Origin of the sequence: Nannocystis punicea (genome assembly GCF_026965555.1) — a bacterium.
Lineage (GTDB): Bacteria > Myxococcota_A > Polyangia > Nannocystales > Nannocystaceae > Nannocystis > Nannocystis punicea.
Genome location: NZ_CP114040.1, coordinates 5663784 through 5678304, shown reverse-complemented (window position 1 = coordinate 5678304; position 14521 = coordinate 5663784). Strand labels below are relative to the sequence as shown.

Sequence of the window (14521 nt, the reverse complement as noted above, 5' to 3'; positions counted from 1 at the left end):
GACGGCGAGCTCGAAGCGCCGATCGTGACTTACTCGGCGGTCTTGTTCGCGCCCCGGCCCCGCTCGCTGTTGGTGCGCCCGCGGGCGCGAACCACGAGCCGCACGGGGATGCCCCGCAGGTTCCACCGCGTCCGGAAGCGCCGCAACAGGTAGCGCTCGTACGAGGCCGGCAGGCAGCGCCCATGATTGGCAGAGATGACGATCAGCGGGGGATCGCTCTCCGCCTGGGTGGCGAACAGCAGTTTTACCGGTTTTGGCCCGAACATCGGCGGCGAGTGCTCGGCGACGGCAGCGGCCAGCTCGGCGTTGAGATCCGCGGTCGAGATGTGCTTCCCGAGCGCGCGCGCGGTGTGCAGGCAAGCTTCCATGAGCTCGCCGAGGCCGCGCGCGTGGCCCTGCCCCGCGTCGCGCCCGGCGCCGGTGATCGACGTCTTGATGATGTAGGGCCGCTCGAGGAACTGAAGCTCCTCCTCGGCCTGAACCTGCACCGCGTGCGCCGCTTTTTTGTCGCGCGCGACGAGATCCCACTTGTTGAGGCAGACCACCACGCCCTTGCCGCGCTCGTGGGCCATGCGGGCCAACCGCTGATCCTGGTCGGTGACGCCGATGCTGGCGTCGATGATCAGCGCGACCACCTGGGTCCGCTCCATCGTCCGGATCGCCTTGATCGCGGCCAGCTTCTCCATCGCCCGCTCGATCTGCTTGCGCCGGCGCAGGCCCGCGGTGTCGATGAGGACGATCGGCTGCTTGTTGAACTCGAACGGCAGGTCGATCGGGTCGCGGGTGGTGCCCGCCTCGGCGTTGACGATCACCCGCGGCTCGCGGAGAAGCGCGTTGATGAGGCTCGACTTGCCGGCGTTCGGCCGGCCCATGAAGGCGACGCGGGTGCCGACCAGCGCGCTGGCGATCGCGCCCTCGAGCGCCGGCTGCTGGACCTGCGCGAGCACTGTGTCGTGCAGCTCGGCGGCGTTGCGCCCGTGCGCGGCCGACACCGCGACGATCGGGAAGCCGAGCTCGTGCGCGGCCTGGGCCGCGATCTCGCGCTCGGGGTTGTCGCACTTGTTGACGACCACCAGCACCGGCCGGCTCGAGCGGCGCAGGATGTCGGCGATCTCGCGGTCGTCGGCGACGATGCCGTCGAAGGCGTCGACCACGAACAGGATAAGATCGCTCTCCTCGATCGCGATCTCGGCCTGGACGCGGATCTGGCCGCCGAGCGACTCGTCGTCGAAGTCGAGGCCGCCGGTGTCGACGATGACGTAGCTCTTGCCGTCGTGGTTGACGACGCCGTACAGGCGGTCGCGCGTGACGCCCGGGCGGTCCTCGACGATCGCCTTGCGCGCGCCGACCAGGCGGTTGAAGAGCGTCGACTTGCCGACGTTCGGCCGGCCGACGATCGCTACCACGCTGGTGCGACGACCCGCGTCGGCGCTGGGCGCCGGCTCGTCGCCGGTGAATTCCTCGCCTGGCCCTTCGGCCAGATCGTCGTCGTGCTCGCTCATGACAGGCCCCCCACGGGCGCGTGCAGGCCGAGGCGCTGCATCAGCGCCGGGTCGCGGGTCCAATTCGGGGTCACCTTGACCTCGAGGTAGAGTTCGCATGGCCTTCCGGTCAGCTCGGCGATCGCCCGCCGGGCCGACATCGAGATGGCCTTGATCGTCTCGGCGCCGCGGCCGATGACCATCGGCTTCTGGCTCTCGCGCTCGACGTGGACGCTGGCGTGGACGATGTCCCGCGGCGGCTTGCGCTGCTCCTTGAACGACTCGACTGTGACGGCGCAGCAGTACGGCAGCTCGTCGCGCAGGTGGTCGAACAGGGCCGCGCGCACGCGCTCGCCGGCGTGCCAGCGGACGGCGCGGTCGCTCAGCTGATCCTCGGGGAACAGCGGCTCGGCGACCGGCAGCGCGGCGACGACGTGGTCGCGCAGCGCCGGCAGGCCCTCGCCGGTGGTGGCGCTGATCGGGATGAGCGCGGTGAAGGGATGCAGCGTCGACCACTTGCGGAGGATCGGCAGCAGCATCGCCCTGTCCTCGACGCGGTCGCACTTGGTGAGGACCAGGGCGATCGGCCGGCCGGCGGCGGCGATCGAGGTCAGCGCCGCGGCGGCGGCAGGGCCCGGCTCCCACTCCTCGGCCGCAGCGATGTCGGCCAGCATCGGCGCCTCGGCGAGCATGAGGACCAGGTCGACCGACTGCGCCCCGCGCAGGGCCTCGTCGACCATGAACTTGTTGAGCGCCGACTTGGCGCGGTGGATACCCGGGGTGTCGACCAGCACCGCCTGGAAGCCCGCCTCGGACCACACGCCCAGCAGGCGCTCGCGCGTGGTCTGGGGGAACCGGGTGGCGACGGCGAGGTCGCTGCCGACGAGGGCGTTCAGGAGCGTCGACTTGCCGACGTTCGGTCGCCCGCACAGCGCGACGGTACCTGCCCGAAAGGACATCTCGTCGACGGACTCGGGCGTTCGATCGGTTTCCATGGCCAAAAGTCCGGGCTTTATGGGGGATGGCGGGAGCCGACGCAAGCGCGCGGCGCGACCGGCGGCCAGACCTCGCGCACGCGCGCAGAAAACACACTGTCGCGCCGTAGTTATCGGAGCACCATGGCACACATGTAGGATATTTGTGTTCATACTCCGACCCGGCGATCCTCCCCTCATGCGTGTCGCCCAGGAACGCCGTGGCTCGTCGCGGATCGACAAGGTCTTCCCCGTACTGGTCTTCTCGGAGGAGGTGGGGGAGCAGTGGTGCGTCGCCCGCAACATCTCGGAGACCGGCATGTTCATCGAGATGCCCGAGCCGCTGCCGCTGCGGACGAAGGTGATCATCCGCTTCCAGATGCCGGGCGATGAGGCGGCGATCTGCGCGATCGCGCGCATTCAGAACCACTATTACCTCCAGTACGCCGGCAACGACGGCCTGCGCGCCCTCACCGGCGCCGGTCTGCGCTTCCTCCGCTTCGTCCCCGAGATCGGCGCACCTGTCCCCGAGGACCGGCTGCACTGAGCCCTGGGCCCGCGGTGACAAATTTGGGGATCTCCCCTGCCCTTGGTACCCAGCCCGCATGCCACGGCGCGCCCTGCTCCTTTCGACCCTGGTCGCCGCCTGCGCCGGTGAGCCGCAGGTCGAGGTCCTGACCCGCTCGTCGGCCGACACGCTGCAGGCCCAGGCCTGGGCCGACCGCTTCGAGCTGTGGTTCGCCCAGGCCGCGGCCCTGGCCGACGGCGAGGTCGACGCGGCCGTCGCCGAGCTCCCGGTCGACGACGCCGAGGTCGCCCGCGCGCCGAAGCGCAAGCCGAAGTCGAAGCCGGCGCCGCCGCGTGAGTCCGAAGCGACAGGTCCCGAAGAACATGAACTTCCAGACAGGGTCGATGCGCCAGGTATCGAGGGCCAGCCGATCGCGCCGCCGACCACCGCGGACGAGCTCGCGGGGCTGATCGCGGCGCTGCGCGACGGGCCGCACCGCGACCTCGGGCCGCTGGCGCGCGCGCTGGCGGCCGCCCCCTCCTCGCTGTGGCCGGCGGTGCAGGCGGCGATGCTGGCGCCGCGCACGGCTCGCAAGGCCGACTACAAGGCGATGCTGGCGGTGATCGGCGGCGACGTGCCGAACCGCTACGGGCACTTCGAGCTGGCGTGGAAGAAGGCCCACGGCCACCACGGGATCAAGCTGTCCGAGGACTGGTTCACCGACCTGCTGGCGTTGCCGTCGCGGCAGGTGTCGAAGCTGCTGCGGCCGATCTACCGCGACTGCGTGATCCAGGCGGCGCTGCTGCGCGCCGCGGCCTCGATCGGCGCCGAACCGGCCCGCACCGACGAGGTCGTCGAGGCGCTGCTGACGGCGGCGTACCTGCACGAGAGCACGTTCCGCGACGAGGTCGGGCGGGCGATCCGCCGCCTCGGCGATCCGGCGCTGCCCGGGCTGCTCCGCCGCTCGATCCGCCCGCCCCTGCCCGCCGACGAGGGCGAGGCGCAGGTGGTCAAGGACTCGGTGGCCTACCGCACCGCGGAGTACGCCGGCTACCAGATCGATCGCATGGACCGGGCCCACCCGCGCAAGGCGCTGCAGGCCGTCGGCGACGATCCGGCGCGGCTCACCGAGCTGCTCGCGGCCTACGGCATGGTCCGCCCCGGCGACGCGGCCGGGCCGCTGCTCGACTACGTCGACGCCGCGATCCCGCGGGTCCGCGAGGCCGCGCGCGAGGCCTTCTTCACCTACGTGACCGGACCGGCGCCGCGGGCCGAACGCAAGCTGCTGCGCTTCGTCGGCGGCGGCACCGGCGAGTCGGCCGCCCAGCTGACCTACCGCGACCTGGCACGGATCGCGATCATGAGCCGGATCGCCGCCAATCACCCCGACCTGGCCGAGCCCGACTGCCGCTCGGCCCCGCGCGACAGCGTGCTCGCGGAGGTGTGCGAGGCCCAGCCGGAGCGGCTGACGCGGGCGTTCTTCCAGCGCCTGGACGACGGCCGACGCGAGCGCGAGCGGGCCGAGATCGCGGCGGCGCTGCGCGAGCCCGACCGGGCGGCCGCGATCGCGATCCTCGACCGCCTGCTGGCCGACGACCCCGAGCTCAGCGCGCGCGCCGAATTGGTGCCGACCTACGAGCAGGCCGCCGCCGAGGCCGCCGCGACCGGCGATCTGGCGCAGGGGGCCCGCCTGTGGCGCAAGAGCGCCGCCCTGCTCGACGACGCCGATCCTGTGCGCGCCGACGCGCTACGGGTGCACGCCCTGCTGGCCGAGGCCGACCTCGCGGCCACCGAGGAGGGCCGGCGCATGCTGCTGGCCACCGCGGCCGAGCTCGCCCCCGAGGACCCGGAGCTGCAGGCGCGCCTGACCGCCAGCGTCGAGCGGCCGGAGACCGCTGCGTCGGCGATCCGCACGCGCCTGGCCTACGGGACAGGTCTCGCGGTCGGCGGCCTGTCGCTCCTGCTCGGCCTCGGCGGGCTGTTCACCCGCTCGCGCGTGCGCGGCTGAAGCCGAGCGGCCGGAGACCGCGTCGGCGATCCGCGCACGCCTGGCCTGCGGGACAGGGTTTCGCGCCCGCTCGCCGCGGCTCGGCCCCGCGGGCCGCGGAGTCGCGCGCCCGGCCCGCTGGCATCGCCCCGCGGGGCGCCGGCCGGCGGGTCTGCGCGCACGGGAGGGCGGACGCGTCGCCGACGGACAGCCGGGCCTCGCGGCCGCCGTCCTTGCATGTCCCTTGGAACATGCCGTCCTGCGCATGTTCTTCGGTCCATGCTCTCCAGGACATGCGCTTCAGAGCATGCCCTGCGAGACATTTCCTCGAGCACATGTCCCGAGGCGCACGCCGTTCACCGGTGGGCCGCGCCACGGCCGAGCACCCAGGCGACGGCCTCGCGCATGGTGGCGAGGACCTCGACGCCGCTCCAGTCGGCGTCGAGGCCGACCATCGCCTGGGCGACCTCGGAGCGGATGCCGGTGACGAGCACGCGGGTGCCGAGCAGGCGGGCGGCCTGGACCGACTGCAGGAGGCCGGCGGCGACCTGGGCGTCGATCGAGCGCACGCCGGTGACGTCGAGGATCGCCGCGCGGGCGCGGTGCTGGGCGATGCCGTCGAGCAGCGCCTGCATGATCGCGCGGCCGCGGTCGCGGTCGATCGAGCCGATCAGGGGCAGCGCGATCACGTTGTCGGCGATCGGCACGATGGGGGTCGACAGCTCCTCGAGCACCGAGCGCTGGACCGCGATGACCCGCTCCTGCAGCGCGTTGCGCTCGTCCTCGGCGCGGCGCCGCTCGGTGATGTCGGTGGCGACCCCGCCGATCCCGTAGAGCTGGCCGCCCGCGTCGAAGATCGGGAACTTGACCGAGATGTAGACGTGCATGCCGTCGCGCTGCGGGATGAGCTCCTCGACCTCCTGCGGCGCGCCGGTCTCACACACCCGGAGGTCGTTGGTCCGGTTCTGCGCCCCGGCCTCGGGGCCGAAGATGTCGTGGTCGGTCTTGCCGATCAGTCCGCCGGGCTCGGCGTCGGCGAGGCGCTCGTAGGTCCTGTTGCACACCACCAGCCGACCCTCCGTGTCTTTCACGAAGATGACCGCGGGACAGTGCGTGATGACGGCCGTGAGCAGCTCGTTGCGCTCGCGCAGCGCGGCGTTCTCGGCGAGGAGCGTCGCCAGGTCGGGCGAAGAGTCGGGGCCGGAGACGGGCATGGGCTTTCATCATCCATGCGACGCCCGCGACCGGGTTGGTCTTTTTGCTCGCCGACGGACGTTGGCGGCCACACACGGGGGGTTGCTCGACTTCGCTCACCGCGCCACGCGCCGCCACACCGATCGGCCCGCACGGGCGAGGTCGTCGATCAAACTGTACGTGGCGGGTAGGAAGACCAGCGTCATCACCGTACTCGAGGCCAGTCCGCCGACGAGGATCAGCGCGATGGCATGATAGTAGACGCCTGCGAGCGTGGGGTGGTGGATCAGCATCGGCACCAGACCGAGCACCGTGGTCCCGGCCGTCATCAAAATGGGGCGCAGGCGATCGGCCCCGGCGGCGGCGAGCGCGGCGTCGCGGCCCATGCCGGCGGCGCGCAGCTGGATGGCGCGGTCGATCAGCATGATGCCGTTGTTCACGGCGATGCCGATCAGGATAAAGAGGCCGATCATCGCCGTGGTGTCGACGGTCGTGCCGGTCCACCACATCAGCCACGGCGCGCCGACGCAGCCGAGCAGGCAGGTGGCGAGGATCGCGAACGGCTGCAGGAAGCTCTCGAACAGCGAGGCCATCACCGCGTAGACCAGCAGCAGGCACAGGCCGAGGTCGATGAGGACCTCGAGGTTGGACCGCTGCGTACGACCCCAGCGCGACCACTCGCCGCTGCTGTAGCCGGCCGGGAACACGAAGCTCTCCATCGCCTTCTTGACGAGCTCGCGGTTCTTCTCCGGATCGGGGGTGAAGAAGCGGGCCTTGACCTTGACCTGCGTCTCGCGGTCGAGGCGCTGGATGAAGAACGGGCTGCGGGTGCGCTCGAGCGTGGCGATCCCGCCGACGGTGACCTCGCCGCCGTCGGCCAGCGGGATCGGCAGGTCGCGCAGCTCCTCGATCGTGGGCCCGTCCCCTGCCCCGCCCGCGGCCGCGCCGGCCGACAGGCGCAGCTCGATCTGCCCCTCGGGGCTGCGCACCTGGCCGAGCGGCGTGCCCTGGAACGCGGTCTGGATCAGGCGGGCGACGTCGTCGGCGCGCAGGTCGTAGCGGCGCAGGAGGGCGCCGTCGAGCTGGACGTGGAGCTCGCGCGAGCCCTCGTCGTAGGGGCCGACGACGGTGTCGACGCCGCCGGCCTCGGGGTTGTCGGCGCTGCCCCGCGGCAGGGTCGCGCGCAGGTGTGCGGCTGCCTTTTCGGACAGGTCCATGAGGACACCCATGTCCTCGCCCTTGATCGCCAGCTCGATCTCGTGGCGGTCGGGGTTGCCGCGCATCTGCCCGCGGTTGTTCTCGCCGACCAGGTAGCGCACGCCGGCCTGCTCGGGCAGCGCCTGCTTGACGGTCTTGGTGAACGCCTCGGCGTCGGCCTCGGAGGCGGCGCGGGCGATCGGGTGGACGTCGCAGCGGCCCCAGAAGTCCGAGTAGGCGCACGAGACGTGGGTGACCGCGAGGGCGTCCTTCTTGGCCAGGATGGCCTCCTCGACCACGCGCACGCGCTCGGCGATGTCCTTGTAGCCGGGGCTGCCGACGAACTGCATGCTGACCTCGACCCAGTCGGGCTTGGGGTCGATGTCGCTGAGGTTGTAGTTGAGCAGCCGCGTCGGGATCACCGCGCTCGCGGCCAGGCCCAGGCCGAGCACCAGCGCGGTCCGGCGGAACCGCAGGGTGAGCGCGATCAGGCGCCCGTAGCCGGCGGTCAGCGGCCCGAGGATGCGCCCGCTGCGACCTGTCCCTTCGGCCACCCCGCCCCGCTTCAGCACCGTCGGCATGATCAGCGGCACCAGCGTCTGGCTGACGAACAGGCTGCACAGCAGGACCGTGGCGAAGGTGAGGCCGAGCGGGGCCAGGAGCGCGCTCATCGGGTTGGCCGGGTCGCCGAACACCAGCGGCAGGAACACGATCACGCTCGACAGCGTCGACGCGACGGTGGCCAGGCCGACCTCGCGCCCCCCTGCCCGCACGGCCGCCCGCGCCGACAGGCCGCGCTGGGCCTGCAGCTCGATCGCCTCGGTGATGACGACCGCGTTGTCGACCAGCATGCCGACGCCGAGCACGAGGCCGAGCAGGACGATGCAGTTGAGCTCCTCGCCGCGGATCAGCAGGACCCCGCAGGTGGCCAGGATCGTCAGCGGGATGCACAGCGCGGCCACCATGGTGACGCCCCAGCGGCGCAGGAACAGCCACAGCATGGCCACGCCGAGCACGCCGCCGTAGATGCCGGTGTCGCGCAGGTCGGCCAGGGTCTTGAGGATGATCTTGCCCTGGTCGTGGTAGACGACCGCCGAGATCCCGCCGAGCCGCGGGCTGGCCTGCAGCTCCTCGACGACGCCGTTGACTGCGTGGGCGACGTCGACCGGGCTGGCGCCGGCGTCGGCGTAGACCGAAAGATCGACGCCCAGGCGGCCGTCGAGGCTGCGGAAGTTGCGGTTCTCTCGCGGGTGGACCTCGACCCGCGCGACCTCGCCGACCCGCGCCGGCGGCGTCGCGCCGGTCTGGCCGACGGCCGAGGCGGTGGCCGCGGCGACGCCTGCGCCGATCGGCGTGCTGGTGTAGACGCCCGGGCCGACGCTGGCGGTGTTCGAGCGCGCCCCGATCCCCTGCGGGCCCTGGGCCGCCAGCGGCGCGGTGGCCGAGACGGCGGGGGCGGCGTTCGTAGATGTCCCGGAGGACATGCTCGAAGAGGCAGCCGAAGACGCGGCGCTAGCGATCGGGGTCGTGGCGCGCGGCGCGGTGGTGGCGGCGGTCGTGCTGGCCGGCGCGCCGCGGGTGCGGGCCACCGGCAGGGCGGCGAACGCCTGCGGATCGGCGTCGACCGGCGGGGCGCGGACGCCCGGCTGGGTCGCGTCCTCGCGCAGGACGCCGAGGCTGCGGCCCTGCCGGGCCTCGCGCACGGCGGCGCTGACGGCCTGGGCCGACACGCCGGCGCGGCGCAGGGCCTCGAGGTCGAGGGCGACCTCGAGCTCGCGCGGCTCGACGCCCTCGAGCTCGACGCGCGAGACCCCGGGGATCCGCTCGATCGGCCGCACCACGTGGCGCTCGATCAGGTCGTAGGAGCGCGTCAGGTCGCTGTCGCTGGCGAGGCGCAGCTTGACCACCGCGTCGTCGGAGCGGCCCCACGAGTCGAGGGTGACGCGCGTGATCGCGTCCGGCAGGGTCCCGCGGATCCGGTCGAAGCGCTCGCGGATCTCGGCCTTGCGGGCGGCGATGTCGGTGCCGGCGACGAACTCGAGGTTGACGCGCACGCCCCAGCCGCCGCTGCCGACCTGGATCCGCTGCAGGCCGCGCAGGCCGGCCATCGCCTCCTCGACCGGGCGGATGATCTCGCGCTCGACCAGCTCGGGGCTGGTGCGCTGGAGGTTGATGCGCAGCGACACGCGGGCGGTGCCGCCGGCCGGCAGGAACGCCAGCGGCAGGCGGGCGGTGGCGATCGCGCCGAGGACCAGGATCGCCAGCAGCAGCATCCCGATCATCACCGGGCGGTCGAGCGCGAGGTCGGACAGGCTGGCGCGGCCGGCGATCTGCGGGCCTGCCTTCGCGGACATGTCCTCGGGGCCAGGGCCGATCGGACCTGCGTTGGGGGACATGTCCTCCGTGCCAGGCCGTCGGTCCGCGCCCACGTCAGTCCTCCCCCGCCATGTCGGCCCAGGCGTCCTGGCGCTTGCCCGGCAGCAGGCTGTACAGGCACGGGATCACGACCAGGGTCAGCAGGGTCGCCGCGGTCAGGCCGCCGATGACCGTGACCGCGAGCGGCTGGCGCAGGGCCGCGCCGTCGCCGACGCCGGCCGCCATCGGCAACAGGCCGAGCACGGTCGTGGCCGTGGTCATGACGATCGGCCGCAGCCGCAGCCGGCCGGCCTCGATCAGCGCCGGGCCGACCTCCATGCCCTGGCCGCGGCGGTAGTTGACGGTGTTGACCAGGACGATCGCGTTGTTCACGACGATGCCGCCGAGGATGATGGCCCCCATCCCGACCATCGCCGAGATCGGGGTGTCGGTGAGCACGCAGGCCCAGGCGACCCCGACCACCGCGAGCGGGACGGTGCCCATGATCAGCAGCGGGTGATGCAGGCTCTCGAAGCTCGAGGCCATCACCACGTAGATGAGGAACACGGCGATAAGTGCCGCAAACATCATGCTTTTCATCGAGCCGCCGAGCGACTCGGCCTGGCCGCCGAGCTCGGCCTGGACGCGGCCGTCGCCGGGGTCGTGCTCGGCGAGGACGTCCTCGACGCAGAGGGCCACTGCGCCGAGGTCCTCGCCGGTGAGGCGGGCGCGGATCCGCAGGCCGCGACGTCCGTCGAGGTGACGGATCTCGGCGGGGCCTGTCCCTTCGACCAGGTCGGCGACCGCGGCCACGGTGACCGGGACGTCGCCGATCACGGCCACCGCGATCTTGCCGACGTCGGCGGCGCGGGTGCGGTCGACGTGCGGCAGCTGGACGCGGACGTCGAGCTGCCGGTCGGCCGCGTGCATTTTGGTCGCGATCTCGCCCTGGACTGCGCGCTGGACCGCGAGCGCGGCCGCGTCGACGCCGAGGTTCAGGCGGCTGAGGCGCTCGCGGTCGAAGTCGACGCGGACCTCGGGGCGGCCGGCGAGGTCGTCGGGGGCGACGTCGGCGAGGCCCTCGATGGCGCGGAGGTCGGGCAGGAGCGCGAGCGCGTGGGCGATCGCGCGCTCGGGCTCCTCGCTGAAGATCCGGACCTCGATCGGGGCATCGAACGAGAACAGCGCCGGGCGGCCGAGCCGCAGGGTGGCCTCCGGGTCGCCGGCGGCGCCGGCCATCGCCAGCATCAGCGCCTCCTCGAGCGCGGCCTCCTCCGGCGCCGGCAGGCCCGGGTGCAGGCGGACGTTGACCTGGGCCAGGTGGGTGCCGGCGACCGTGCCGGTGGCGCTGTCGCCGGCGGTCATGCTGCCGACGCGGGCGAACACCTGCGCGACCGCCTCGTCGCGCTCGACCGCGGCGGCGACCCGGCGGGCGACGTCGGCGGTGCGCCCTAACGAGCTGCCCTGCGGCAGCGAGATCTGGACGAAGAACTCGCCCTGCTGGATCTCCGGCAGCAGCGTGCTGCCGAGGCCCTGCAGCTGCTGGAACGCCATCACGCACAGCGCCACCGCCAGCGCCACCACGGTGAAGCGCCAGCGCAGCGCCCCCTTGAGCAGCCGCGGGTAGGCGCGCTCGACCCCCGCGTAGGCCGCGGTCAGCGGCGCGGTCAGGACCCGAAGGACATGTCCGATCGCCCATGTCGCAAGGCGCAGGCCGCGGAACACCAGCGCGAACGGGGCCAGCAGCCAGGCGACCAGCGAGCGCGGCGGCGGCGGGCCGTCGTCGCCCGCCCCTGCCCCGCCGCCGAGGCTCTGCAGCACCGGCACCAGGGTCAGGCTGACGAACATCGACGAGAGGATGCTGAGCGACACGGTGTAGGCCAGGTCGCGGATCAGGCGGCCGGCGACGCCCTCGACGAAGGCCATCGGCAGGAACACCGCGACGGTGGTCAGCGTGGACGCGACGACCGAGGCGGCGACCTCGGTGGCCCCGCGGACCGCGGTGGCCCCGGCGGCGCCGTGGGGGTCGCGCTCGCGGACGCGGGCGATCGACTCGAGCACGACGATGCTGTTGTCGACCAGCATGCCGACGCCGAGCGCCAGGCCGCCGAGGCTCATCAGGTTGAGGCTGACGCCGAGCATCTGCAGCGGCACGAAGGTGACGAGCAGGGAGATCGGGATGGCCGCGGCGATGACCAGGGTGGCCCGCAGGTCGCGGAGGAAGAACAGCAGGACCAGCACCGCCAGGGCGCCGCCGAGCAGGGTGTTGCTCTGGACCTCGGCGATCGCCGACTCGATGAAGGCGGCCTGGTCGCTGAGGACGAGCACGCTCTGGCCTGTCCCGAGGTGCAGCTCGGGCAGCGCCGTCTGGACCGCCCGCGAGACCGCCACGGTGTTGGCGTCGCCCTCGCGGTAGACGGCCAGCTCGACCGCCTCGCGGCCGCCGACCAGCGCCAGCTCCTCGCGCTCGACCGGCACGCGGGCGACGTCGGCGACGTCGCGCAGGCGCAGCTCGGCGCCGTTCTGGCTGCGGACCACGACCTCCTCGAGCTCGGCCGGGGCGCGGGCCTCGTGGACGGTGCGCAGCAGGTAGCGGCTCTTCTGCTCCGACAGCGCGCCGCCGGGGCGGTTGACGTTGTCGCGGCGGATCGCCTGGGCGACCTCGTCGGCGGTCACGCGCATGGCGGACAGCCGCTGCGGGTCGAGCTCGACGCGGATCTCCTCCTTGTCGCCGCCGTGGATCTGCACCGCCGCGACCCCTGGGATCTTCTCGAGCGCGCGCTTGACCCGGCGGTCGGCCAGCTCCCACAGCTCGGCCGGGCGCATGTTGTCCTTCGAGACCAGGGCCAGGCGCAGGATCGGCTCCTGCGACGGGTCGTAGCGCAGCACCACCGGCCGCTGCACCCCGGTCGGCAGGACCACGCGGTCGAGCTTCTCGCGCACGTCGTCGAGCCCGCGGTCCATGTCGGTGCCCCAGCCGAAGTCGAGCACGACCTCGCTGGTGCCCTCGCGCGAGACCGACTCGACCTGCACCACCCCCGGGACCGCGCTGACCAGCTCCTCGACCGGCCGCGTCAGCAGCTCCTCGACCTCCTGCGGGGCCGCGTCCGGCATCTCGGTGCGAACGGTGACGCTCGGGTAGCTGAGGTCCGGCAGCAGCGCCAGCGGCAGCCGCGTCAGCGCCACCAGGCCGAACACGACCAGCGCGACCAGCACCATCGTGGTCGTGACCGGCCGCCCGACCGCGCCGGCCACCATGCCGCGTTGCCGCGGTTCGCCCGTCACCGGCCCCCTGGCGCCGCCGCGGCCGCCTGCCCCTTCGGACCTGTCTCTTGCGCCCTGGCCTCGGGGACCTGCCCCTTCGCGCCTGTCTCTTCGGACCTGGCCTCGGGGACCTGCCCCGGCGGACCTGCCCCGGCGGACACCTCGGCCGGCGCGGCGATGGCCGGCGCCTCGGCCTGGCCCGTCGGGCTCGCTCCCGCCGCCTTGGCCTCGGCCTGGCCCGTCGGGCTCGCTACTGCCGCCTCGGCCCCGCCCTTGCCGTCGCGCTTGCCGGCCTTGCCGTCGGCCTCGGCGATCGCGCGCACGGGCATGCCCTCGGCGATGCCGGTGCCGGCGTCGACGACGATCTGGGCGCCCTCGGCCACGCCGCCGCGGATCTCCGCTCGCTCCTCGCCGACCAGGCCGAGCTCGACCGGGCGCCGGCGGGCGCGCCCGTCCTCGACCACGTACACGTGCGGCTTGCCCTCGACCTCGACGATCGCGCTGCGGGGCACGCTGGGGGTCGACTCGCGCACTGCCACGCGCAGGGTCGCGCGCGCGAACGCCCCGGGCACTGCGCCGGCGGGGAAGCTGCGGGCGCGGACGACGAACTTCACGGTGCCGGTCAGCGGGTCGACCACCGGCGCGCGCCGCTCGACCCGGGCCTCGAAGGTGCTGCCGTCCTGCAGCTCGATCGTGGCCGGCGCGCCGGCCTGGACCGCGCTCGCCTCGCGCTCGGGCACGTGCAGCTCGAGGTCGAGGGCGCTGAGGTCGGCGATCGTGAACAGCGACTTGGAGGTGGTGGCGAGGTTGCCGACGTCGATGTGGCGGCGGGTGATGGTGCCGGCGAACGGGGCCGAGACGGTCGTCTGCGAGGCCTGGTGACGCGACACCTGGGCGCTGGCCAGCGCCGACTCGGCGGCGTAGCGCTGCTTGTCGAGCTCCTCGCGCGACAACAGGCCGGTCAGCTGCTCGAGCCGCTGCAGCTCCTTGGCCGCGTTCTGGGCGCTGAGCTTGTCGCGCGCGGCCTGCAGCTGATAGGCGCGGCCGTCGAGGCGGGCCAGCAGCTGGCCCTCGGCGACGCTGTCGCCCTCCTCGGCCCGCAGCTCGAGCACCACGCCGGGCTGCAGCGCCACCAGGTCGGCGGCTCGCAGGGCCCGCAGCGTGCCCGCGCCGCGGTAGTGGCGCTCGATGGTCGCCGGCGACAGGGTCGTGACCGCGACCGCGAGGGCCTCGGCCTCGCCGCCGCGCCGACCCTTGCCGGGGCCGCCCGGACCCCCGGGACCGCCGGCCCCCGCCTCGCCGCCGCAGGCGAGCGGGGTCACTGCCAGGAGTGCGAGGAGCAGGAAGGAGCGCATGGCGCTGAGTTTTGCCATACCACGACCGCCGGCGGCGAGGGCGAACCGGCGATGTGTCCGTCCTCGCAGCGAACGGTGAAACATCCTGACCCGAGCCCGGTGTGAACTCGGCGTGGCGGCGGCCGCGTGACGAAGGGGTCGCGACCAGGCCCGTCCATCCACCTCGAGCGAGCTCGACGCGGAGGGGCCCGGCTGCGGGCCAACAC

The 14521-nt window shown here is 73.3% G+C and carries 8 protein-coding genes; 2 read left to right on the top strand and 6 right to left on the bottom strand.

The window, feature by feature from the left end:
- Positions 1-29: 29 nt before the first annotated feature.
- A complete protein-coding gene (der, locus tag O0S08_RS21870; RefSeq protein ID WP_269041146.1) occupies positions 30-1502 on the bottom strand; it encodes a ribosome biogenesis GTPase Der in 1473 nt (490 codons plus the stop codon).
- Entirely contained in the window at positions 1499-2476 is a 978-nt protein-coding gene (era, locus tag O0S08_RS21865; protein ID WP_269041145.1) for a GTPase Era, read from the bottom strand. The genes der and era overlap by 4 nt, the downstream gene beginning before the upstream one ends.
- Positions 2477-2654: 178 nt before the next feature.
- Here era and O0S08_RS21860 point away from each other — a divergent pair, with 178 nt between their 5' ends.
- Both O0S08_RS21860 and O0S08_RS21855 read left to right on the top strand, forming a co-directional pair.
- On the top strand, positions 2655-3002 hold the full coding sequence (locus O0S08_RS21860) for a PilZ domain-containing protein (protein WP_269041144.1): 348 nt from the start codon (positions 2655-2657) through the stop codon (positions 3000-3002).
- A 58-nt stretch (positions 3003-3060) separates the two neighbouring features.
- Positions 3061-4971: a hypothetical protein gene (locus O0S08_RS21855; RefSeq protein WP_269041143.1), complete on the top strand. Its 1911-nt coding sequence runs from the start codon at positions 3061-3063 to the stop codon at positions 4969-4971.
- Between the two features lie 335 nt (positions 4972-5306).
- Here O0S08_RS21855 and O0S08_RS21850 read toward each other — a convergent pair whose 3' ends face one another.
- The 4 genes from O0S08_RS21850 to O0S08_RS21835 form a co-directional block, all read right to left on the bottom strand.
- Complete coding sequence (locus tag O0S08_RS21850) at positions 5307-6164, bottom strand: PAS domain-containing protein (protein ID WP_269041142.1); 858 nt, start codon at positions 6162-6164, stop codon at positions 5307-5309.
- A 96-nt stretch (positions 6165-6260) separates the two neighbouring features.
- On the bottom strand, positions 6261-9737 hold the full coding sequence (locus O0S08_RS21845) for an efflux RND transporter permease subunit (protein ID WP_269041141.1): 3477 nt from the start codon (positions 9735-9737) through the stop codon (positions 6261-6263).
- Between the two features lie 34 nt (positions 9738-9771).
- Entirely contained in the window at positions 9772-12981 is a 3210-nt protein-coding gene (locus tag O0S08_RS21840) for an efflux RND transporter permease subunit (protein WP_269041140.1), read from the bottom strand.
- Entirely contained in the window at positions 12978-14315 is a 1338-nt protein-coding gene (locus tag O0S08_RS21835; RefSeq protein ID WP_269041139.1) for an efflux RND transporter periplasmic adaptor subunit, read from the bottom strand. Before O0S08_RS21835 ends, O0S08_RS21840 begins: the two co-directional genes overlap by 4 nt.
- Positions 14316-14521 lie beyond the last annotated feature (206 nt).

Excerpts from the sequence above, each read along its gene's own strand:
- der (WP_269041146.1), bottom strand. The coding sequence starts at position 1,502 with ATGAGCGAGCACGACGACGATCTGGCCGAAGGGCCAGGCGAGGAATTC.
- era (WP_269041145.1), bottom strand. The coding sequence starts at position 2,476 with ATGGAAACCGATCGAACGCCCGAGTCCGTCGACGAGATGTCCTTTCGG.
- O0S08_RS21860 (WP_269041144.1), top strand. The coding sequence starts at position 2,655 with ATGCGTGTCGCCCAGGAACGCCGTGGCTCGTCGCGGATCGACAAGGTC.
- O0S08_RS21855 (WP_269041143.1), top strand. The coding sequence starts at position 3,061 with ATGCCACGGCGCGCCCTGCTCCTTTCGACCCTGGTCGCCGCCTGCGCC.
- O0S08_RS21850 (WP_269041142.1), bottom strand. The coding sequence starts at position 6,164 with ATGCCCGTCTCCGGCCCCGACTCTTCGCCCGACCTGGCGACGCTCCTC.
- O0S08_RS21845 (WP_269041141.1), bottom strand. The coding sequence starts at position 9,737 with ATGTCCCCCAACGCAGGTCCGATCGGCCCTGGCCCCGAGGACATGTCC.
- O0S08_RS21835 (WP_269041139.1), bottom strand. The coding sequence starts at position 14,315 with ATGCGCTCCTTCCTGCTCCTCGCACTCCTGGCAGTGACCCCGCTCGCC.